The organism is Streptosporangium sp. NPDC000563 (genome assembly GCF_040299985.1).
Taxonomy (GTDB): domain Bacteria; phylum Actinomycetota; class Actinomycetes; order Streptosporangiales; family Streptosporangiaceae; genus Streptosporangium.
On record NZ_JBEPDA010000029.1, the window covers coordinates 53,053 to 74,877 of the forward strand.

17 protein-coding genes are annotated in these 21,825 nt (G+C 70.3%); 7 read left to right on the top strand and 10 right to left on the bottom strand.

Annotated features, from left to right (window positions below):
• Nucleotides 1-48 precede the first annotated feature (48 nt).
• Nucleotides 49-213: a hypothetical protein gene (locus tag ABT352_RS36340; protein ID WP_350949594.1), complete on the bottom strand. Its 165-nt coding sequence runs from the start codon at nucleotides 211-213 to the stop codon at nucleotides 49-51.
• A 160-nt stretch (nucleotides 214-373) separates the two neighbouring features.
• On the opposite strand from ABT352_RS36340, the gene ABT352_RS36345 reads away from it, so the two are divergent.
• Nucleotides 374-2,488: an ATP-binding protein gene (locus tag ABT352_RS36345; RefSeq protein WP_350949566.1), complete on the top strand. Its 2,115-nt coding sequence runs from the start codon at nucleotides 374-376 to the stop codon at nucleotides 2,486-2,488.
• Nucleotide 2,489: 1 nt separating this feature from the next.
• On the opposite strand, the gene ABT352_RS36350 is transcribed toward ABT352_RS36345, so the two are convergent.
• Complete coding sequence (locus ABT352_RS36350; RefSeq protein WP_350949567.1) at nucleotides 2,490-3,485, bottom strand: 4-epi-cubebol synthase; 996 nt, start codon at nucleotides 3,483-3,485, stop codon at nucleotides 2,490-2,492.
• A gap of 331 nt (nucleotides 3,486-3,816) precedes the next feature.
• Between ABT352_RS36350 and ABT352_RS36355 the strand changes: the two genes are divergently transcribed.
• A complete protein-coding gene (locus ABT352_RS36355; protein WP_350949568.1) occupies nucleotides 3,817-4,725 on the top strand; it encodes a proteasome assembly chaperone family protein in 909 nt (302 codons plus the stop codon).
• Nucleotides 4,726-4,785: 60 nt separating this feature from the next.
• Nucleotides 4,786-5,853: a Gfo/Idh/MocA family oxidoreductase gene (locus tag ABT352_RS36360; protein WP_350949569.1), complete on the top strand. Its 1,068-nt coding sequence runs from the start codon at nucleotides 4,786-4,788 to the stop codon at nucleotides 5,851-5,853.
• 3 nt (nucleotides 5,854-5,856) lie between these two features.
• On the opposite strand, the gene ABT352_RS36365 is transcribed toward ABT352_RS36360, so the two are convergent.
• Nucleotides 5,857-6,657, bottom strand: coding sequence for a tyrosine-protein phosphatase (locus ABT352_RS36365; protein WP_350949570.1), 801 nt, complete (start codon nucleotides 6,655-6,657; stop codon nucleotides 5,857-5,859).
• Nucleotides 6,658-6,820: 163 nt separating this feature from the next.
• Between ABT352_RS36365 and ABT352_RS36370 the strand changes: the two genes are divergently transcribed.
• Nucleotides 6,821-7,693 carry a hypothetical protein gene (locus ABT352_RS36370; RefSeq protein WP_350949571.1) on the top strand — a complete coding sequence of 291 codons (873 nt, stop codon included), beginning with the start codon at nucleotides 6,821-6,823 and terminating at the stop codon, nucleotides 7,691-7,693.
• 246 nt (nucleotides 7,694-7,939) lie between these two features.
• On the opposite strand, the gene ABT352_RS36375 is transcribed toward ABT352_RS36370, so the two are convergent.
• Nucleotides 7,940-10,039, bottom strand: coding sequence for a M6 family metalloprotease domain-containing protein (locus ABT352_RS36375; protein ID WP_350949572.1), 2,100 nt, complete (start codon nucleotides 10,037-10,039; stop codon nucleotides 7,940-7,942).
• Nucleotides 10,040-10,180: 141 nt separating this feature from the next.
• Between ABT352_RS36375 and ABT352_RS36380 the strand changes: the two genes are divergently transcribed.
• The gene (locus tag ABT352_RS36380; protein WP_350949573.1) at nucleotides 10,181-11,254 is read left to right on the top strand and encodes an amidohydrolase family protein; all 1,074 of its coding nucleotides are present in this window, start codon (nucleotides 10,181-10,183) and stop codon (nucleotides 11,252-11,254) included.
• Nucleotides 11,255-11,482: 228 nt separating this feature from the next.
• On the top strand, nucleotides 11,483-11,890 hold the full coding sequence (locus ABT352_RS36385; protein WP_350949593.1) for a nitroreductase/quinone reductase family protein: 408 nt from the start codon (nucleotides 11,483-11,485) through the stop codon (nucleotides 11,888-11,890).
• A gap of 51 nt (nucleotides 11,891-11,941) precedes the next feature.
• On the opposite strand, the gene ABT352_RS36390 is transcribed toward ABT352_RS36385, so the two are convergent.
• The 5 genes from ABT352_RS36390 to ABT352_RS36410 all read right to left on the bottom strand — a co-directional run bounded on the left by ABT352_RS36390 (nucleotide 11,942) and on the right by ABT352_RS36410 (nucleotide 18,249).
• A complete protein-coding gene (locus tag ABT352_RS36390; protein ID WP_350949574.1) occupies nucleotides 11,942-13,708 on the bottom strand; it encodes an FAD-binding oxidoreductase in 1,767 nt (588 codons plus the stop codon).
• Nucleotides 13,709-13,870: 162 nt separating this feature from the next.
• A complete protein-coding gene (locus ABT352_RS36395) occupies nucleotides 13,871-15,379 on the bottom strand; it encodes an aromatic amino acid lyase (RefSeq protein WP_350949575.1) in 1,509 nt (502 codons plus the stop codon).
• Nucleotides 15,376-16,548 carry a class I adenylate-forming enzyme family protein gene (locus ABT352_RS36400; RefSeq protein ID WP_350949576.1) on the bottom strand — a complete coding sequence of 391 codons (1,173 nt, stop codon included), beginning with the start codon at nucleotides 16,546-16,548 and terminating at the stop codon, nucleotides 15,376-15,378. The genes ABT352_RS36395 and ABT352_RS36400 overlap by 4 nt, the downstream gene beginning before the upstream one ends.
• Before the next feature lie 107 nt (nucleotides 16,549-16,655).
• Nucleotides 16,656-16,910: an acyl carrier protein gene (locus tag ABT352_RS36405; RefSeq protein WP_350949577.1), complete on the bottom strand. Its 255-nt coding sequence runs from the start codon at nucleotides 16,908-16,910 to the stop codon at nucleotides 16,656-16,658.
• A gap of 64 nt (nucleotides 16,911-16,974) precedes the next feature.
• Entirely contained in the window at nucleotides 16,975-18,249 is a 1,275-nt protein-coding gene (locus ABT352_RS36410) for a beta-ketoacyl-[acyl-carrier-protein] synthase family protein (protein ID WP_350949578.1), read from the bottom strand.
• 711 nt (nucleotides 18,250-18,960) lie between these two features.
• Between ABT352_RS36410 and ABT352_RS36415 the strand changes: the two genes are divergently transcribed.
• On the top strand, nucleotides 18,961-21,165 hold the full coding sequence (locus tag ABT352_RS36415) for an AfsR/SARP family transcriptional regulator (protein WP_350949579.1): 2,205 nt from the start codon (nucleotides 18,961-18,963) through the stop codon (nucleotides 21,163-21,165).
• Here ABT352_RS36415 and ABT352_RS36420 read toward each other — a convergent pair.
• Nucleotides 21,111-21,824, bottom strand: coding sequence for a class I SAM-dependent methyltransferase (locus ABT352_RS36420; RefSeq protein WP_350949580.1), 714 nt, complete (start codon nucleotides 21,822-21,824; stop codon nucleotides 21,111-21,113). The two genes, ABT352_RS36415 and ABT352_RS36420, sit on opposite strands and share 55 nt — an antisense overlap.
• Nucleotide 21,825 lies beyond the last annotated feature (1 nt).

Below are 21,825 nucleotides of genomic sequence, written 5' to 3' on the forward strand. Positions count from 1 at the left end.
GGGGCTCCGTCGCGGGGGACCGTCGCGGGGACCGGCTCGCGGGAGAGGTCACCAGTGGGGAGGACGGTCCTCGATCAGACGGGCGTCGTCGTCGGCCTCACGCCACTCGTTCCAGCCGAGATCGGTGTCGTCGACGGTCTGGTCGGGCAGGATCGGCAGCCCGTCGTCGGCGAGGTCGACGGGGCGCAGGTCATCGGGCTCGGGCACTGTCACGAGCCCCATGCTAGCCACCCTCGCGGCCCGCGCTCCCCTTCTCGGGAAAGCCCGCGCCCCGCGTCCGGAGAGGGCCCGCGCCCCGCGCTGTACGGGGACAGGCCAAGGCCCAGACGGTACGATGCGGTGGCAGGTTCCGGCTATCCCCCCGTGAGGCGCCATGACAACGCCAGCAGGATGGCGGCGAGACGGCAATCTGCCCAACGAGCTGACCAGCTTCGTGGGGCGCACCAGGTTGCTCACCACACTCAGGCAGCGGCTGGGCGAGCACCGCCTGGTCACGGTGACCGGCATCGGGGGCGTCGGCAAGTCCCGCACCGCCCTGCGGATCGCCCACCAGATGCGGGGTGACTTCAAGGACGGCGTCTGGTTCGCCGACCTGGCCCGCCTCCAGGACCCGGGAATGGTCCGTCACACGATCACCTCGGCCCTCGGGATCGCCGACCAGTCCGCCCGCTCGGCGGACGAGACGCTGGTCGAGTGGCTGGGCGACCGCGAGATCCTTCTGATCATCGACACGTGCGAGCACCTGGTCGACGCGTGCGGCACCCTCTTCGAGGACCTGCTCGGCAGCGCCCGGGGTCTCACCATCCTGGCGACCAGCCGTCAGTCGCTGAACTGCAGGGGTGAGCACACGGTCACCATCCCGCCGCTCACCGTTCCCGGCGACTCCTCGGGCGAGGACGTCTTCACCAACGAGGCGGTGCAGCTCTTCGTCACGCGGGCGAGCGCGGTGGTGCCCAACTTCATGCTGGACGAGGGCAACATCGGCCCGGTGGCCGAGCTCTGCCGCCGGCTCGACGGCATACCGCTCGCCATCGAGCTCGCCGCGGTCCGGATGCGCGCCCTGTCGGTGGAGCAGATCCTCGGTCTGCTCGCCGACCGGTTCAGCCTGCTCGCGGGGGCGAGCCGCACCGCGCTGCCCAGGCACCAGACGCTGCGGGCCGCGATCGGCTGGAGCCACGAACTGTGCGAGCCGGCCGAACGGCTGCTGTGGGCGCGGCTCTCGGTCTTCGCGGGGGACTTCGAGCTCGACGCCGCCCGCTACGTCTGCTCGGGCGACAACCTCCCCTCCGAGGACATCATGGAGCTCATCTCCAGCCTGGTGGAGAAGTCGATCCTGCTGAGCGACGGCACGCCCTCCGGGCACCGCTACCGGCTGATCGACACCCTGCGGCAGTACGGCGAGGAGTGGCTGGACAAGCTCGGCGAGAGCGCCGTGATCAGGGAGAGGCACCGCGACTACTACCTGCAGCTGGCCAAGCGGAGCGAGGACGCCTGGTCGGGCGCCCGTCAGGTCTACTGGTACGTCAGGATGCGCCACGAGCACGACAATATCCGCGTCGCGCTCGACCACTGCCTGCGCACTCCCGGCGAGGTGCAGGCGGGGCTGAAGCTTCTGTCCTCGCTGTGGTTCATGTGGGTGGCCTGCGGGCTGGCCCGCGAGGGCAGGCTCTATCTGGAGAAGACCCTGGAGCTGGCGCGCCAGCCGAGCCCCGACCGGTGCAAGGCGCTGTGGGTGCTGTCCTACATCAACAGCGCGCAGGGAAACATCACCGGTGCCATCGAGGCCGCGGAGCAGTGCAGCTCCGACGCCGTCAGGGTCGGGGACTCCGGCGCGGTCATCCTCGCCACCAAGATGCTCGGCACGGCCGCGTTCCTGCAGAACGACCTGCAGAAGGCGAGCGCGCTGCTGGGCGTGGCGATCGAGTTCCACAAGAGCGGCCGCGAGCTCAACCCGGGCCTGCTGCCCTCGATCGTCGAGCTGTCCATGGTGCTGCTCATCCAGAACGAGCCGGCCGAGGCCGAGGTGCTGCTGCGCGACTGCATCGCGGTCTGCACCCAGCGCGGCGAGTTGTGGCTGCGCTCGTACGCCATCTACGCGCTCGCCAGCGTGTACCAGGTGATGGGCCGCTCCCCCGAGGCCATGTCGAACGCGCGCGAGGCGCTGCGGCTCAAGCGTTACTTCCACGACGTGCTCGGGATCGGCCTCGCGATCGAGGTGGTGGCCAAGCAGTCGCTGGAAGACGGGCAGGCGGAGCTCGCGGCCCGGCTGATGGGCGGCGGCCAGGCCAACTGGCGGACTTTCGGGATGCCGCAGCTGGGCTCCCCGTTCTTCAACTCCGAGCACGACCGCTGTGTCAAGGAGTGCAGGCGCATCCTCGGCGAGGAGGCGCACGAGAAGGCCTTCGCCGAGGGCAGGAAGCTGAACCTGGAGGAGCTGATCGTCCTCGCGCTCGGAGACCACGAGGACGGTCAGACCGTTCGGGGGTGAGTCATCGGGCGGAGGGCTTGGGCGCCTCGGCCTGCCAGGCGGACGTGTACCGGGAGCTGGTCAGCGAGTAGTCGACGCTGCCGCTGATCCAGAACTCCAGACCGCGCACGTAGGCGAGCACCGCCTCGGAACCGAGCGCCTCCAGCGAGGGGCGCAGTGCCACCATGTCGGCGATCGCCCGGTTGCGCATGGCGCCGATCGCCTCCATCGCCTGCTGCCGCGAGTAGCCCCGGTGCCTGGCGAGCACGCTCACGAGGTTGTTGCGCGAGTTGGCGCCGTCGCTCTCCTTGGCGTACGAGATGAGGTCGTTGTCCCAGACGACGACGTCGTTGGCGCTCTCGGTGATCGCCTTGACATCGGGGTGGCGCCACTCCTCGGGGGTGAGGCTGCATCCGCTGGCGATGTCGATGAGGGCGAAGACGGTGAGCATGGCGCCGGTGCGCCGTCGCATGAAGATGTAGTCGTCCACCTGCGGCACGACGTCGGCCTCGCGGTTGGCGGCCTCCCACACCTGGGCGAAGAGGTAGTCCTTGGTAACGGCGCGCCAGCGGTCGAGCTGGTCGTCGTCGCCGTACCTGGAGATCCTGGTCTTGATCTCCAGGAGCGTCCTGGCGAAGACGTCGTCGACCTCCTGCCCGGCCTCAAGGTCGTCGAGGACGGTGAACAGCCGGGGCAGGGCCCGGCTTATCTCACCGGCGCCGCGGCCCGACTCGCAGAAGGCGTCGTCGAAGGCGAACAGCCACACGCACCAGTCGGTCGCCAGGCGGAGCGTGTGGTGTTCGGCATAGGGATACGTGCGGGCTCCCAGCCAGCCGTACTTGGCCTGGCGGTAGCGCTGGACGGTCTCGGGATCCTCCAGGATGCCCGTTTCCACCAGCCAGTCGAGGGTCTCGGTGTTGACCCGCTCGACATGAGGGTTGACCTCGCTGGGGAAGGGACAGGGCAGCGGAGGGATGCGGAGAGACAGGTCTGACCTACGCGTAGTAGTAGTTCCCACTCCCCAAGGATGGCCGAACGGCGCTTGTTTTCCTATACATCAGGAAACACCTGGATATCGTGGACTTCTGATTCATCACGTGAATCATTTTCAGGTGTTCGTCCCCCGTCGTCGGTGCGGCCCGCCACGACCTCGGCTCCTACGCGGGCTCGGAGCCGCCCCGGCTCGCCGGGCCGGGGCGGACGGGTTGCGAACCCCTCATGCCCAGGGTCAGGCTGCATGTGACCCACCGCGCCCCGGTAGGGTGCCGTGTGATCGCCGAGAGCAGGCGGAATTCAGCGGCCCCCCAGCGGGTTGAGCTGAAAAGACGACCGACGAAAGGCTGGAAACGGTGTTCGACCCGACGGATCTCTACCGGCTCAGCGGAGACGTCCCTGAGCTGACCGATCCGGTGCTGCTCTACCACTTCGACGGGTTCGTGGACGCGGGCGGCGCCGGAAAACTCGCCGTCACCCACCTGCTCGACGAGCTGGAGCACCAGGTCGTGGCCACCTTTGACGTGGACCGTCTGCTGGACTACCGCTCCCGCAGGCCCACCATGACCTTCGACACCGATCGCTGGGTCGCCCTGGAGAGCCCCGAGCTCGTGCTCCACCTGGTTCACGACACCACGGGGACCCCGTTCCTGCTGCTCAGCGGCCCCGAGCCCGACCGCGAGTGGGAGCTGTTCACCGCGGCCGTCGACACGCTGGTCACCCGGCTGAAGGTCGGCAAGCTGGTGACCACCCACGGCATTCCGATGGCCGTCCCGCACACCCGCCCGCTGGGCGTCACCGGCCACGCCAGCCGTCCCGAGCTGGTCACCGGCCAGACCAGCGCCTTCGGCAAGGTCCAGGTGCCCGGCAGCGTGGCCTCGCTGATCGAGTTCCGGCTCGGCGCCAAGGGGCACGACGCCCTCGGCTACGCCGTGCACGTCCCGCACTACCTCGCCCAGGCCGAATACCCGTCGGCCGCGGTGACCGCGCTGGAGGCGGTCACCAAGGGCACCGGGCTGGTGTTCCCGCTGGAGAGCCTGCGCGAGGCCGCGGAGAAGACCGACGCCGAGATCGCCGAGCAGATCCAGGCCTCCCAGGAGCTGTCCACCGCCATCACCGGCCTGGAGCAGCAGTACGACGCGTTCGCGGCGGGCTCCGAGCGCGAGAGCCTGATGGCCGAGTCCTCGGAGATGCCGACCGGCGACGAGCTCGCCGCCCAGTTCGAGGCGTTCCTGGCCGAGCGTGACGAGCGGCGCGGTGACTGACCCGCTCGCCGGGCGCGGGAGCGGGCACCCGTCCCCTGCCGCCGACCCGCCGGCCGCGCCATGACCGACCTGCGCGTCGGCCTTGTCGGCTACGGCGTGGCCGGGGCGTTCTTCCATGCCCCGCTGATCTCCACGACGCCGGGTCTGAGACTGTCCGCGGTGGTCACCGGCGATCCCGGGCGGGCCGCCGAGGTGTCGGAGAAGTACGGCGCGCGGGCGACCGGGGACCCCGCCGAGCTGTGGGACTCCGTCGACCTGGTCGTGATCGCCTCCCCCAACCGTACGCACGTCCCGCTCGCGCAGGCCGCGCTGAGGGCGGGCCTGCCCGTGGTGGTGGACAAGCCGCTGGCCGCGACCGCCGCGCAGGCGCGCGGTCTGGCGGAGCTGGCGGGCGATCTCGGCCTGATGCTGACCGTGTTCCAGAACCGGCGCTGGGACGGCGACTTCCGCACCGTCGAGCGCCTCGTCGCCGAGGGCGCGCTGGGCGAGGTGCGCCGGTTCGAGTCGCGTTTCGAACGCTGGCGGCCGGTGCCGAAGGGCGGCTGGCGCGAGACGGGCGGGACCGAGGAGGTCGCGGGACTGCTGTACGACCTCGGCAGCCACCTGGTCGACCAGGCCCTGCGGCTGCTCGGTCCGGCCGTCGAGGTCTACGCCGAGTCCGACGTGCGCCGCCGCGGGGTGAACTCCGACGACGACACCTTCATCGCCGTCTCCCACGCGAATGGGGCCCGCTCCCACCTGTGGGTGAGCGCGGTCGCTCCCCGGCTGGGCCCCCGTTTCCGGGTGCTGGGCTCGCGGGCCGGCTACCTGAAGTACGGCCTGGACGTGCAGGAGGAGCAGTTGCGCGCCGGGCTGACCCCCGCCTCCCCCGGCTTCGGCGAGGAGCCGTCCGAGCGGTGGGGCACCCTCGGCGCGGAGGGCGGAGGTCCCGGCGAGGAGGCCCGTGCCGTCCCCACCGAGCCCGGCGCCTACGCCGGCTTCTACCGGGACGTGGTGGCGTGCCTCACCCGGGGCGCCCCGCCACCGGTCGCCCCAGAAGAGGTCGTCGAGGCGCTCACCGTGCTGGAGGCCGCCCGGCGCTCGGCCGCCGAGCGCCGGGTCGTCACTCTGGAAACCTCCGGTTCCTGACCGTCAGTCGCGCAGGCGTGCGCGCAGGAGACGCGAGTCGCCCTCGCTCCAGCCGTGGGAGGCGAGCCACTCCAGCGGTCCGCCGAAACGGTCGTCGAGGACGCTCAGGAACCGCTCGATGTACTCCGACCTCGGCCGGTGGTCGTCTGCCGGGCGGGTGTCGAGGTCGGCGCGGTAGGTGGTGCTGGAGCGCAGCCGCGCCAGGATGCCCTCAAGGCGGTCGCCCGTGGCGACGTAGTCGGCGACGATCGCCTCGCGGGTGGCGCCGGCGACCTCCAGCGCGAGGGCGCAGACGACGCCCGTGCGGTCCTTGCCCGCCGCGCAGTGGACGATGGCGGCCCCCTCGTCGAGGGCGAGGGCGCGCAGGGCGGCCAGGACCGAGTCGGGACGGTCGCGAAGGTAGCCGTAGTAGAACCCGGTCACCCGGAGCTCGGCGAGATCCTCCTCCAGCCGCTCCTCCGTCCAGGGCAGCACCTTGTCGGCCTCGATGGTGTCGGCCTCGACGTCGGTGTACACGCCGCCCTCGGCGAACAGGGTGTGGTGGTGGATGTTCACCTCCGGCACCTTGGTGAGCGGCCCCGGCCCCTCCAGACGCACCTCGGGACCCGAGCGCAGGTCGACGACGTTGCGGAGCTTCAGAGCTGTGACGAGTTGCCGGATGTCTCTTCCGGTCAGCCCCTGCAGGTTGTCGGACCGGTAGATCCGGCCGAAGCGTGTGGTCCCGCCGTCCACCGTGGCGAGCCCGCCGAGGTCGCGGACGTTGACGGCACCTTCAAGATCGATCCAACGCGTGAAGTCGTTCATCGCCTTCGAGTCTATACATCGCCTTACGTCCGGACCGTTAACTGTCGACGTCGGCATCCGTAATCGTCGATGTCCTCGTTTGGCATTGGTAAGTGCGCCTTTTCTCCCTTCATGGGTGACAGTGGAAGGAACGGTCCTGTACTCCCCGCCACAAGGAGGTCGCGTGGATCAGAGGAGACGTCCCCCGCATTTTCTGGTCGATCCGGCCCTGCCGGCCCCGATCTCCTCGGTCTTACGCGCCAGTCCGCAGGCGCTGCGCGCGGCCCGGCTGGGGCAGGTTCCCCGGCGCAGGGGACCCGACCCCGTCAAGCTGGTCGCGATCGCCGGCCTCCTGCTGCTCATGGCGAGCCTGAGTCCTACGGGAGGCTTCGTCGCCGTCCTCGTCCTCGTCGTCTTCTCCACGCTGCGCGGTGTGAGCGACGACCCCGAGGGCCGGCGGGAGCGGCGGCGCGTCCGGGTGGCCATGGAGCACAAGGACCGGTTCATCCTGCCGGAAGACCTCGACCGTGACTGCGGAGACCTGCTCCGCCGCGCGCAGGACGCCGAGGAGTCGATCCTCACCTCCGAGATCAACAGGGCGAACCTGCTCGACACCGTCGACAACGCGGTGACCCTGCCCGAGCAGACCTGGCAGATCGCGAGAAAACTGGTGCTCCTGTCGGACATGAGGGCCGAGCACAACCGGCTCGTACCCGGCGAGCCCCCGCCCGAGGTGGCCGAGTCCTTCGCCCCCTATGTGAAGGCCCTGGAGACCGCCGAGATCTCGCTGACCAGGCGGGTCCGTGCGCTGGAGGAGTACGCCAGGCAGGTGCGCAAGGCCGACGGCGTCTACCGCGCCTACCAGCAGCTGCGGACACTCGCGGAACGGACGCCGCGCTACGAGGCGCTGGTCGCCGAGACCGCGCAGGACACGCTGGACCTCCCCGGCCTTGAACGCCTGAGCGAACAGGCCCGGCAGGTCGAGAAGCTGTTCCACGAGAGCATCGACGAGGCGCGCGACGCCGCCCGGCACCTGCTGACGGCCTCCGAGTCCTGACACGCGGCCCCACCCCCCGGCGTGAGCACGGCACGCGGCACTCACAGGCACGGGCACGGCACACACGGGCACGGCACACACGGGCACGGCACGCACGAGCACGGCACGCACGAGCACGGCACGCACGAGCACGGCACGCACGAGCACGGCACGCACGGGCACGGCACGCACGGGCACGAGCAGAGGTACGACGCGTTGACCCGCGCCCCGGTCCCCGCACGGGACGGGTGGGACGCGGGCCCGGCGCTAACGTCCCAGCACGAGGCAGGTCGCCTTCGCCTTCTTGGACGGGTCGCTCTCCGAGGTGGCGGTGAGGGTCACCTTCGCGAGATGGCCGCCCTTCGCCGCGCGCAGCGCGTTCACGGTGACCAGGGTGTTCCCGCCGGAGTCGGCGGTCGCGAGCTCGTTGGGCAGCGAGGCCGTCCAGCCGCGGCCCTCGACGCTCGCCGACAGCCGGTAGACGTCACCCTTGAGGTAGGCGCTCACGTCCTCGGGGTGCTGCCCCCGTGCCGGGGCGACCCTGCCGGTGTTGAACAGCGGGAAGCGGCAGGACGTCAGCTCCTTCCCCTTCGGGACGCCGACGGACGGCAGCAGCCTCACCCCGCGCCCGTTCGGGCCGGCGCCGTCCAGGGAGCGGATCGCCACCGTGTACGACAGGACGCCCTCGCGGTCGCGCTTGAGGTCCAGGACGTAGAAGTGGAGCCGGTTGGCCTGGTCCACGTACTCGAACTCCGAGCCCGAGCCGGTGCCCGCGTGGAACAGCGCGTCCGACAGCTGACGGTAGTCGCCGATCGTGATGGGCACGGCGGTGCCGTCCGGCAGCACGTAGTCGGTCATGCCGATGTCCTGCGGGTTGGCGTCGACCACCCACTCGAAGGGCGCGCGGTCCTCGTTCTTGGTCTTGGCCAGCAGCACGCCGGAGTCGGGGGTGAAGGAGTCGGCGCCCATCCTGTCCACGACCTCGACGGTGTAGTTGTCGTAGCCGCCGCCGTCGCAGAACGGGTCGGTGTTCACGTCGCAGGCCGGGCTGCGGTCGCCGTTCCCGAAGGCGATGTTGACGCCCGACAGGCCGCCGGGTCCCGGCTGCGCCACCCGGGCGGTCACCTTGGCCACCACCAGGCCGGAGTCGGCCAGCGCCTCCCTGGACAGGCGCAGCACGTTCGCCTCGTCCACCATCTCCAGCTTGATCTTGTTGCGGAGCATGTGCTGGGCGCCCATCGAGCCGCCCGAGGTGGGCGGGATCAGCCAGCGGCTGTGCGGGCCGCCGGGGCCGTTGAAGCTGCCCCGGCTGAGCATCTCCCAGACTCCGGTGTACGCCCGGCGCGGTGGCACCCCGAACGGGTTGTTGTAGTTGTCGCCGATGCCGAGGATGTGGCTGAGCTCGTGGGCGTAGACGCCCTGCCCCGAACTCTCGGCCTGGGTGGAGGAGCCGCCTCCGGCGTTGGGCCAGATGGACGCGGCCGAGGCCCAGGACGTCCACTCCACGTAGCGGGTCCTGGCCCAGTTGGGCAGGGCAGGGTCGGGCGGGCCGAAGTCGTCGGTCACCGCCTCCTTGGTCGGGAACTTGATCGGGCCGAACTCCTGCCAGGTCGCCGACTCGTCCTGCCCCGCGCTCAGGTAGAAGACGAAGTCGAAGCCCGCGGGGACCTCCTGGCCGACGGAGCCGACCCACGCGGCCCGCGCGTCGGTCCTGATGTTCCTGGTGCAGGTGTCCCCGGACGGGCAGGCCGTGCCTCCCTGGAACTCCATCGCGTACTCGTGTGACTTGCCCGGCATCAGGTACGGGCCGAAGGAGGCGAGTTCCACGCCGTAGCGGCCTCCGGAGTCCTCCATCCAGTATTCGTGGATGGTGTGCCCCCGGTTGAGCTCGTTGGGGGTGTTGAGGAAGTCCTGGTAGAACCGGGCGACCTTCTCACGGGGGATGTCGTGGGCCTCGGCGCTGGGGTTCTTGAACACGGTCGAGCCCTTGGGCTGGGTGACCACGAACGGCTGGTTGGGATAGTCGACGAGGACGAGCGCGCCACGGAAGGTCCGCTTGGACCCTTTCGCCGAGGGGTCGGCCCAGTTGGTGCCGGGTGGTTTGCGGTAGTCCGCCCACGTCATGTGGTCCGGGTTCTTCCAGTTCTGCGGGTCGATCGGTGCCGGGGCGGCGGGGTCGGCCCGCCGCGCGGCCCCTGTCTCGGGGGCGTCCTGCTGCCAGGGCTGCGTCCGGGGCCAGTGGTCCACGCGCCAGGGGTTTTCCGGGTCGGGAGCGGGCTCGGCGGAGGCGGGAACGGAGGTGAGACCGATGGGGATCAGTACGATCGCGGCAAGCAGTACCTTCAGCAACCTGGGGGGTCGTATCACGCTAAAACGGTATAGACAGCTTTCAAATAGATCAACAACCCGCTGTCAAGGAGGTCCGCGAGACGTTTACCCGAGATGCATTTGAGATCTTCGGTTCATCCCCTTAACCTCTCCAAAGGGGACGAACATACAGGAGTGCCTATGTCGACGCGGGCCGGTCGGACCATCGGCACGCGTGCCCGGGCGGTCGTCTCCATCCACTGCGCGCCCCTCGTCCTGCCCGTCGCGAGCCCTCCCGTCAGGGACGGCGCGATCGTCGTCAGGGGCGACCGGATCGTGCGGGTCGGGCCGCGCGCCGAGATCGAGGCCGCCCACCCCCTGCTCTCCCCGGTGCACTGGCCCGGCATGATCGTTCCGGGGCTGATCGACGCGCATCTCCGGCTCGAGAGGACCTCGCCCCCGGCCTCCGTGCACGGCGTCACCGCGGTGGGAGGCATCGCCGCGGATCTCGACGCCGCCTCCACCCTCGGCGAGGCCGGGCTGGACGGCGTGACCTACCTGGAGACCCGCTGCGAGGACGAGGAGCAGTGGGAGGACGAGGGACGCGACCGCCTGATCACCGCGATCCGCGAGGTCGACCACCCCGGCGTCATCGGCATCGCCGCCCACTCCCCCGACCCCCTCGTCATGGAGGACCTCGCCGTCCTGTCACGGACGTTCGGGCTCCGGCTGCACGCCGAGCCCGGCCGCCGCCCGATCGCCTTCCTCGACGAGGTGGGGGTGCTCACCGCGGGCTGTCACATCGCGATCTCCGGTCCGCTCGACGAGGCCGACCGCAAACTCCTCAAGGTCCGCGGCACGGTGATCGCCATCTCGTCGCCGTTCGCCGCGGAAGGTCTCCTCGACGGCGAGAGCGCGATCGCCGTCGGCACCCGTACCGGCGGCGACCCGCTCTCGGTCGCCCGCGCGCTCTCGCACGCCCCGGACCACGACCGCCTCCTGGTCGAGGCGGTGACGCTGGGCGGCGCCCGGGCGCTGGGCATGGACGAGGGGCCCGGCCGCCTGGGCTCCCTGGGACGGGGCGGGCGGGCCGACTTCGCCGTCTTCGCCGTGGAGGCCGGCGAGCGGGACGCCTACACCGCCCTGCTCCACGAGGGGCCCGGCCGGTGCGTGGCCACCTTCGTGGGCGGCCGGGCACACTGGCGCCTCGACGAGAGCGCGAACGCCCCCGGCACCGTGAACAGCGGTGACGCGAAGAGCAGACGTCCGGCCTGACCCCGCTCCCGCACCCCGACGTCCCGCCTGATCTCGCCCGCACCCCGCCCCGCTCGCCGTGCGGTGCGCGGACCGCGCGGTCCGCCGCCCGAGGAATCGGCCGCACCCCCTCTTTAAATCCCCGCGAAGATGAAACAATGAGTCATGCCGGAAAACACGTCCCACGCGGTCACCATCAAGGAAACGCCCGTCATGATGAAATTCATGATGCGCCTCTTCAACCCTATGATGCGCAAGCAGATACGCAAGGGTAAATCGAGCTCCGTCGCCGGCGTCATACTGCTTCATATCACCGGAAGAAAGACCGGGAAAAAATACGAGATTCCTGTCATGAAGCAGGACGAGAGCGGCAGGTCGTGTGTCTACACCGAGGCCCGATGGAAGGCGAACCTGCGCGGTGGCGCCGATATCGAGGTGACCGAGATGGGGGTGCGCACTCCCATGCGCGCCGAACTGATGGACGATCCCGACACCATGGCCGCCGAGATGGAGTCCCTGATCGAGAAGATCGGGCTCAAGGAGGCACGGCAACGACTCGGCATCGTCGTCAACGTCGACCGCACACCGACCCGTGAGGAGCTCGCCGAGGCGATCCGGCGGCGCGACCTCGGGGTCGTCTACCTGACACCGCGCTAGGAGCGGGGCAGTGCCCCACCGGGAGGAAAGTCCCGGTGGGGGACTCTTCGCTCAGTCTGGGCGGCCGAGCGAACGCAGGTTGTTCGCGTGCCTCGGAGAAACCCTCCGGGGGTATTTCTTGGCCTCGGCCTTGCGGGGGTTCTTGGGACGGGTCTGCGGGGGCAGCGAGGGCAGGGCGTCCGAGGCTCCGGGCAACCGGACCGACAACGCGTGGTTGAAGACGTCGCGGGGATCCCATTTCGCCTTGACCTGCTGCAACTTCGGATAGTTGTCCTTGTAGTACAGCTTGTGCCAGGGCACTCCCGAGGTGTTCAGCGCGGGATCGGCGAGGTCGTTGTCGGGGTAGTTGATGTACGCGCCGTCGTAGGCCTCGCCGGGGACGGGAACGCCGCCCGTGTCGGCGTGCATCTCCCGATAGGCGTCGCGGATCGACGCCAGCCACTTGTCGTCCTCCGCCGGGTCCCACCAGCCGACGTCGAAGAAGCCGATGAGCGGCGCGGTCCTGTGCGGGTTCGCCGTGGCCGCGGGATCCACGGCGTTGATCTTCCCGCCGAGCGACATCAGGTAGACCGAGGCCCCGACGTCCCCCTCGCCCTCCGTCAGATACCTGTAGACGACCTTGAGCTGCGCCGGCGTCCAGGGCTTTCTCAGGTAGCCGGCCTTCGACTTGAACCTGAGCGCGTAGGCACCGGCTCCCGAGTCGTAGGAGAGGGTGACCCGCAGCCACGGCGCCACGCTGAAGTAGTCGAAGGTGGGCTCGATGCCGACGCCCTCGCCGACGGTCTGCACCAGGGTCCACAGGATGCCGTCCGCGCCGGGCACGTCGCCGTCCATCGCGGTGAACAGCTCGATCCTGCCGCTGGAGCGGTGGTACATGGTCAGCGAGCTGTCGATGCTCTCGAAGGCGGGGTCGGCGTGGTTCTGCTGTTGCCAGCGGGCGTAGTTGTCCGCCAGCCGGGAGAGCGCCTCCTCGGTCATGTTCTCCCAGCTCCAGCTGGCCGAGACCACGAGCTGCTGCGCGGGGGGCCTGGGCAGCAGGGTCGCGGGGTCGTTGCCTCGGGCGCTCGGGGAGCGCATCAGGTAGCGGGTGACGATCCCGAAGTTCCCGCCACCGCCACCGGCGTGCGCCCACCACAGGTCCCGGTTGGGGTCGCGGGCCTCGCGGGTGGCGACGACGATCCGCGCCCGGCCCGAGCGGTCGACGACGACGACCTCCACACCGTGGAGGTGATCGATCACGAGCCCGTGCCTGCGCGACTGGGGACCGTACCCGCCGCCGGCGATGTGACCCCCCGCCCCCACGCTCGGGCAGCCGCCGGCCGGGATCGTGACGCCCCAGCCGAGGTAGAGCGAACGGTAGGCCTGCCCGAGCGTGGCACCGGCCTCGATCGCGAACGCCTTGTGGGCGGGGTCGAAGTAGACGTCGTTCATCTCCGAGACGTCGATGATGATCGACGTGGCGGGGTCGTCCACGAAGTTCTCGAAGCAGTGACCGCCGCTGCGTACGACGATCTTCTTGCCCGCGCGCACGGCCTCGTTCACCACCTGCACGACCTGCTCCGCGGAGTGGACGACACGGACCGACTCCGGCTGCGCGATAAACCGGGAGTTGTAGCCCCTGGTGATGAGTTCCGCGTATCTCGGGTCGTCCGGCTTTATCGTCGCCGCGTTCGGAGGGGGTGCGCATTCGGAACGCCCGTGCGACGACCGGCCCGCGGTCGTCGCATTCGCCGCCGATTCACCGGTGGCCAGCCCCGCGGCCGCCCCTCCCGCGACGGCCATCGCTCCCAGAAATCCACGGCGTGTTGCTTCGGCCACCGTCGTTACCAGACCTTTCGCATTTCACGTTCTCATGAGCGTTCCTCCCCGGGGAGGAATGATTTTCCTGCGCCGAGGTGCCCTCGGCGTTCCTTTTACGGCGGGATTCACGGTTCCTGCCGACGCGCGGTCCCGTGAATTCGCGAACCTCGGGAAAAGGCCTCAGCCCTCGCGGGAGAGCAGTTCCTCGGCGGCCTCCTGCAGCAGGCCGCTCGCGGCACGCACCTCGGCCGCGAGCGGCCGGTCCGCCCGCAGCGGCGGGGACACTCTGGCCAGGTCGGCCCAGAGGCCGGAGGCCGTCTCGTTCCGCCCGGCGAGCGCGCCCCGCTGGGCCACGCCGACCGCGAGGGAGCCGACGACGAGCCACGCCAGCTCCACGGCCTCGGCCACCGAGTTGGCCCCGTTGAGCGCCATCGGCACGTGGTCCTGGTTGCCGCCGTTCGTCGGCAGCGCGGTGAGGGAGGCGGGATAGGCGAGCTGCCTGATCCTGGAGACGAAGGAGGTGGCGCTCAGCTGCACCCCGGCCAGCCCGCTGCCCGCCCCCGGGCGGGGGGTGAGCATCGGCGGCACCCCGCCGTTGTACGTCGGATCGCACAGCAGGGCGAGCTGCCGCTCGGCGAGGAAGGCCACCTGCTGCACGCAGAGGCCGATCTGGTCCGAGCACAGGCCGACCGGCATGGCGTGGAAGTTGCCGCCGTGCAGCAGTTCACCCTCGTAGAAGATCGGGTTGTCCGTGCAGCCCATCGCCTCGCGGACGAGGATCTCCTCGGCCCCGTACAGCTGGTCGAGCACCGCGCCGAGGACCTGGGGGGCGCACCGGAGGCTGTAGGGCTCCTGCAGCGGCCGGAGCGGGTCGCGTTTCATGCCGACGGGAAGGTCCTCGCGGATCCACCGGGCCACGGTCAGCTGCCCCGTCTGCCCCCTGGCCCGGCCGATGCCCGCGTGGTAGGCCTCCGGGTTGGAGCCGAGGATGTCGGCGATCCTCGCCGTCAGCATCCCCACCGCCCTGACCAGCCGCAGCACCGCCTGGTGGTTGAGTATGCACACCGCCAGGCTCACGCTGGTCCCGTTGACGAAGGCCAGCGCCTCGCGGGCCGACCACTCGACCGGTTTGGCGTCCATGTCGGCGAGGGCCCGCGCGGCGGGCACGACCGACCAGCCGCCGTCGCCGCCGCGCACCCACGCCTCACCGGTGCCCGCGTGGGCCATCGCCGCGTGGGCGAGCGGCTGCAGGTCCCCGCTCGCGCTCACCGTGCCGTCACGCGGGATCGACGGGGTGAAGCCCGCGTTCCACAGGTCGGCCAGGGACTGCCAGAAGTCGGGCGAGACGGCCGAGTGGCCCTTGCGCATGCTGCTGAGGCGGAGCCAGACGATCAGGCGGCACACCTCGGGGTCCAGCGGCCTGCCCTGGGCCGAGCCCAGGTGGGCGATGAGGCCAGCGCCCTGCTCCATGGGGGAGTCGGCGGCGGAGAACGCCACCAGGGGGCCGAACCCGTGGGTGACCCCGTAGACGGAGTCCGAGCCGGAGAGCCGTTCGGCGAGCAGGTCGACGCTGGCCCGCATGCGGTGGGCGTCCTCGTGTTCGCACGGCTCCACCCGGGCGTCCCAGTGCGCGCTCCTGACGATCGAGGCCAGGCTCTCGGTGGAACGTCCGTCGATCAATGCTGTCACGTGTCTGCTCCCGCGTCGGAAAGGGAAGGTCGCTGTAGTCGCCGGAGCTTGCCCGTGTCGGAGCGGTCGATCCGATCGACCAGGCGCACCTGGCGCGGCCGGGCGTCGAACCGCCCCACCGCCGCGCGCACCTCCGTGACGGACAGCGGTGCGCCGTCCTGCTGCACCACGAGCAGGTCGAAGTTCTCGCCGCTGAAGGCGTCCTCCACCGGGAGAAAGGCCAGATCCGCGCAGTGGAGCACCGATCTCACCGACTCCTCCAGCCTGTCGAGGTCGATCCTGCGGCCGTTGATCTTCACGAGCCGGTCGCGCCTGCCGTCGAAGCGGAACCTGCGCTCGTCGAGCCGCCGCACGTAGTCGTCGGTCCGCCAGACGTCCGTGGGCGCCTCACCCGGCCGGAAGGCGAGCCGGGGGCTCCGGACCACCAGCGGCGCCTCCTCCTCGTACGGGTCGCCGGGCCGTCCTTCGGGCGGGAGGCCGGCCGGACCGTCGCCGGGGTCGCCGGGGACGGCGAACGCGACGTCGTCGAAGAGTTCCCACGGCGGCCCGTCCGGGGTCCAGGTCCGCGCGGCGATCCCGCCCGCCTCCGTCGAGCCGAAGACCTCCACGATGCGCATCCGCCTCGTCCCCGCCTCCTTGACGACGGACTCCGCCGTCGCGGGAAGCGTCGCCGTGCTGTGCAGCACGCTCAGGTGCTCCGTCCCCCGCACCCAGGCCACCTGCCTGCGCAGGATGGAGAAGGTCCAGGGAACGGCCACCACGGCCCAGCGCCGGGACGCGGGGGGAGGCATCGCGCCGAAGTACTGCGGGCGGTACCACGCGGGCAGGCGCAACCTGGCCGGTACGAGCACGCTCGCGAGCGCGCCGTACACGTGCCTGGGCGGCGCGAAGGAGAGCAGGGCGCTCGGGCGGTCACGCTCGATCAGGCCGGCCAGCAGTCCCGCCTCCGACCACATCTGCTCGCGGGTCCGCCGCCAGAGGCGGCTCGGTCCCGTGCTGCCCGAGGTCTCCAGGTCCACGGTCTCCGCGAGGGCCTCCAGGACGAACCTCTCGACATCGGGGCCGTCGCCGAGCAGGTCCCAGCGGACCAGCCAGGGACTCTCGTTGATCCGCGGCGCCGCGAAGCCGGAGCCGAGCAACTCGGCGGGGGTCAGCTCTTCGTAGGTCACGTCACGAGGCACGTCATGGGGCGCGACATCGGGCACGTCATGGGGCGCGGCATCTGGCACGGCGTCGGCGGACACGACGCCGCCGTGTTCGGGAACTCGTTGCGCGGTCAATTCGACCCCGCGGAGAGTTCGACGAAGTCAAGAAAGTCCTGGACCGTCCTTATGCGCGCCAGATCCTCTTCCGGAATCTCCACCCCGGTCTGTTCCTGCATGGAGAAGGCGACCTCGACGACGGCCAGGGAATCGAGTGCGAGGTCGTCGGTGAACGACTTGTCGGGCAATACCCGCTCCGCGGGCACGCCCGCGACCCTCTCCACGATGTCGGCCAAATTCGAGAGCATTTCCTGCTGCTTGGTAGACATTTCCTGAAATCCCTTCACGGTCCCACCGGACGGCTTTTCCGACTTTTCACGCCGGTCAGAGTGATCAGTCCCGCCAGCGGCGCAGGACCAGAACCGCGTTGTGGCCGCCGAATCCGAAGGAGTTGCTGACGGCCACGTCGGCCGCGTGCTCCTGGGCCCGGTGCGCGACGAAGTTCATCTCCGGGTCCTCCGGGTCGTCGCAGTTGACGGTGGGCGGGACGATCCCGGTGCGTACGGCCTCCATCGCGATCATCGCCTCGACGGCGCCGGCCGCCCCCAGCATGTGACCCGTCATGCTCTTCGTCGAACTCACCGGCACGGACGTGGCCCGCTCGGCGAACACCCGGCGGATCACCTTGATCTCGGCGGTGTCGTTCATCCGGGTCCCGGTGCCGTGCGCGTTGACGTAGCCGACCTCGGCGGGGGTGACGCCCGCGTCCCGGAGCGCGAGACGCACCGCCCTCTCGACGGCCACCCCCTCCGGATGCGGGCTGGTCAGGTTGTGGGCGTCCGTGGTGGCCGCGTATCCCGCCACCTCCCCGTACACGCGGGCCTGGCGCGCGAGGGCGTGTTCCTCGCTCTCCAGCACCAGGATCCCGGCGCCCGCGCTCATCACGAACCCGTCGCGACCGGTGTCGAACGGCCTGCTGGCGGCGCGCGGGTCTCCGGAGCGGCGCGACAGCGCCCTCGCCCTGGCCGCGGCGGCGATGTCGAAGGGGGTGATGGTGTCGTCGGCGCCCCCCGCCAGGACGACGTCCGCCTCGCCGAGCCGGATCAGCCGCATCGCCTCGCCGACGCAGGTCGCCCCGGTCGCGCAGGCGGTCGCCGTGCAGGCGGCGGGCCCCTGCGCGCCGACGTGCAGGGCCACTTCGGAGGCGACCGTGACGACGCCCGTGGAGGTGAAGGTGTACGGGCTCAGCGCCATGAACCCGCGCTCGGCGAACGCGGCGCCGGCGTCCACGACGGCGGCGCTCGCGCCGCAGGCCGTGCCCACCGTCACCCCGAGCCTCGGCGCGAGCCCGGCGTCGACGTCGAGCTTGGCGTCCCTCAGCGCGAGGGTGGCGGCGACCAGGGCGAGGTGCGCCGGTCTCGTGGTGCGGCGCACCAGCGAGGCCGGGAGCCACACCCCGGGGTCGAAGTCCAGGACCTGGCCGCCGATGCCCACCGGGAGCCCCGAGGTGTCAATTCCAGAAAGCTCGCGAATACCGCTTCCGCCCTGGATCAGATTCGACCACGCGGTTTCCCAGCCCACCCCGAACGGGGAAATGACTCCGTAACCGGTGACGACCACCCTCTTGAGCGGCGCACCTCGCGGAGAACGAATGTCGTCGATGACCACCAGCGCCTCACCGGGAAGTTCGGGAATCCGATGCCGGGCTCGACGGTAACCGAGACCAGTGGATTCGTCACCGCCTCGGATACGCTTTTCAGGTGCGAGCGGTGAAAAAACTCCTATTACACGGAGGTGCCGTCTCACAAGACCCGGCCGGGTTTTACCTGCCGGTGAGGGCGGGGCCGCCGGTGGTTTCCCGGCCACTTCCCATCTTGTTTTCCCGGCTGATTTCCGCCGCTTCCCGCACGTTCTCGGCCCGCACCCTCGACGCCCCTCGGCCCGCACTCTCGGCGTCCTCTCGGCGTCCTCTCAGCGCCCCCTCGACGCCCTCTCGCTGGTTCCCCCGTGCTCCCTCGGCCGCCCTTTCGCGCCCGGCGCCCCGGCCGCGCGGCCGTCCCCGGACACTCCTCGTCCACACCCGTCCCGCGACCCCGGGATGAGCGAGATCGCTCCCGGGCGGCGCGCCCGTCCCGCGGTCCTTCGCCTGGCATGACACGATGTCCCGCCAGCGAGACACCTGCTTACGGGATTGACCTGAGTTCGTCCAGAAACTCCTGTGACGCAGGTAACAATAGTGTCACCCGAGGAACCTCCCTTGCCGACCCTTCGTTTCCACAGATATGGCTATATGCGTAGGTCCAACCGTTTGATCCTGAGCGCACACTCAGGAGGGCCTTTCATCGCGTCTCTAGGCGGGCTGAGACTGGGAGAGCGTTGTTGAACGACCTGGTACAGGTGCACCTGCTCGGGCCGGTGCGTGCAACGCGGGGCGATCACGAACTTGACCTGGGGTCTCCGACCCAGCGAGCGCTGTTCGCGGCACTGGCCACGCGCCCCGGAACCACTCTCAGCCGACAGGAGTTAATCAATGCGGTATGGGGCCCAAATCCTCCTATAACTGTCGAAAGCAGCATTTATACCTACATAGCTCGCCTTCGACGTACTTTTGAGCCGAAAAGGCCACGAAGGGCGCCCTCCGGACTCCTGGTCGCCGACGCCAACGGCTACCTGCTCCAGCTCGACGCCCGCAAGATAGACGTCCAGGTCTTCGAGAAGCACCTGGAGGACGTACGGGAGCTTCAACGATCCGGCCCCTGGCCCGAGGCGGTGAAGAGGCTGGAGGCGGCGCTCGCCCTGTGGCGCGGGCCGGCGTTCGGCGGCGCGGTCGGCCCTCTCGCCGACACCGAGCGGATCCGCCTGGACGAGCTGCGCGTCACCGCCATCGAGGACCGCGCGCAGCTCCTGCTGGAGGCCGACCGCGCCACCGAGATCATCAGTGACCTCTCCAGCCTCGTCAGGACCCATCCCATGCGGGAGCGGCTCCACCACCTGCTCATGGTGGCCCACTACCGCTGCGGGCGCCGGGCGGACGCGCTGAAGCAGTTCCACAGCGTGCGGCGCCTGCTCATCAGGGAGCTGGGCATCGAGCCCGGCGAGGACCTGCGCAGGTGCCACGACCAGATCCTGAACGGCACCCTCCGCTCCCCCGCGCCGGCCCCCGACTCCCCGGTGACACTCTCCTCCCCCGACAACGCCCTCCCACCGGGGTTCGCGCCGCCCCCCGCCCAGCTGCCCCGCGACATCCCCGGATTCACCGGCCGGCTCAGGGAGCTGGAACGGCTGGAGGGGTTCGTCGCGGCGGCAGACCGGCTGGACGAGGCCGGACTCATCCTGATCAGCGGTGCTCCCGGGGTGGGCAAGTCGGCGCTCGCCCTGCGCTTCGCCCGCAGTCTGACCGAGCGCTTCGACGGAGGCCAGCTCCACCTCGACCTGCGGGGCTTCTCCAACACGGCCCAGCCGATGATGCCGGCCGAAGCCCTCGACCACCTGCTGGCCGGGCTGGGAAGCACTCCCAAACCCTCCGAGGACCTCCAGGTCCGCTCCAGCCGCTACCGGAGCCTGGTGGCGGGCAAGCGGATCCTCATCGTGCTGGACAACGCCAGGTCGGCCGAGCAGGTGCGTCCGCTGCTCCCCGGCGACCCGTCGTGCCTGGTGCTGGTCACGAGCAGGAACAGGCTGTCGGGGCTCACCACCCGCGACGGCGCCCTCAGGATGACGCTCGACCTCATGCCGAAGGAGGACGCGGCCACCCTGGTGAGGCACGTCATCAGGCAGGCGAACGGGTACGCGGAGCATCCCCTCGTCCACCGGCTCTGCCAGGTCGGCGACCACCTGCCGATCGCCCTGCGGATCGCGGCGGAGCGGATGACGAGCCGTTTTCACGGCGGGCTCACCAGCGTCGGCCAGACGCCGCCGGGACGCGAGGACCTGCTGGAGAGCCAGGACGTCGAGTGCGACGAGCAGTCGTCCATGCGTTCGGTGTTCTCCTCCTCCTACCTGGCGCTGCCCAACGACGCCGCGGAGATGTTCCGCCTCATGAGCCTGCACGAAGGCCCGACGTTCGACCTGACGACGGCCGCCGTCACGGCGGACGTCGACGTGCACCGGGCGAGACAGAGCGTCGACTACCTACTGAGCGGGCATCTGCTGAGGATCACGCCGGACAACCGGCTCCGGTTCCACGACGGCATGCTGCGCGCGTACGCCAAGGACCGCGCCGTGGCCGAGATGCCCTACCAGACGAGGCGGGCCGCCGTCTCGCGGTTCCTCGGCCACTACGTGCGGACCGCGGACATCGCGCTGCGCCTGCTGTATCCGGGGCGCTGTCCCGTCATCCCGCCCCTCCCCGCACCCGAGGGGGTGCCGCGCCCGCGCTTCGAATGCCCCGAGCAGGCGAGGAACTGGCTGGAGACGGAACTTCCCAACCTCACCGTCGCCGCGCGGCAGGCGCAGGCCTACGGCGTGTCCCACGCCAAGGAACGGCTCCCGCCTCTCATCCAGAACTTCCTGCACGCCCGGCCCGAGGCTCATACGAGCGTCCCGGCGAACAGCCCGCGTCCCGAGGGGCCGCCCTCGATGTAGTCCACCCGCAGTTTCGCCCCGGTGAAGGCGTCCTCGTACTGCTCCCGGGTGAACAGGGTGTTCACGTGGGTGACGGTGAAGTGCCGGACGGGGGTGGCCGCGTCGGCCACCACGTAGTGGACCTCCATCACGCTCGCGTCGCCCTCGCGCACCGTACGCGAGACCCTGGCCAGGGTGCGCCCCTCCACGGTGACCACGTCCCCGGCCACGTAGCCGGGCAGGAACCGCTCGGGAAACCACCACGGCTCGACGACGAGAACCCCGCCGGGCACCAGGTGGGCCGCCATCCGCCCGATCGCCGCCGCGAGCTCCCGCTCGTCGCGCATGTAGGCGATGGAGCTGAACATGCAGGTGACCGCGTCGAAGGCGCGGCCGAGCGCGAAATCGCGCATGTCGCCCTGGTGCGCGACGACCCCGGGGATCCGCGTCCTCGCCACGGCCAGCATGTCCGCCGACAACTCCAGCCCCTCGACGTGGTCGAAGAGTTCGGCGAAGAACCTCAGGTGCGACCCGGTCCCGCACGCCACGTCCAGCAGCGCGGCGGCCGCGGGGAGCCGTTCGCGGATCAGCTCCGCGACGGTCGCCGCCTCGGCCGCGTAGTCCTTGCCCCGCCCCGCGTAGATCGCGTCGTAGACGTCCGCCAGCTCGGCCTCGTACATG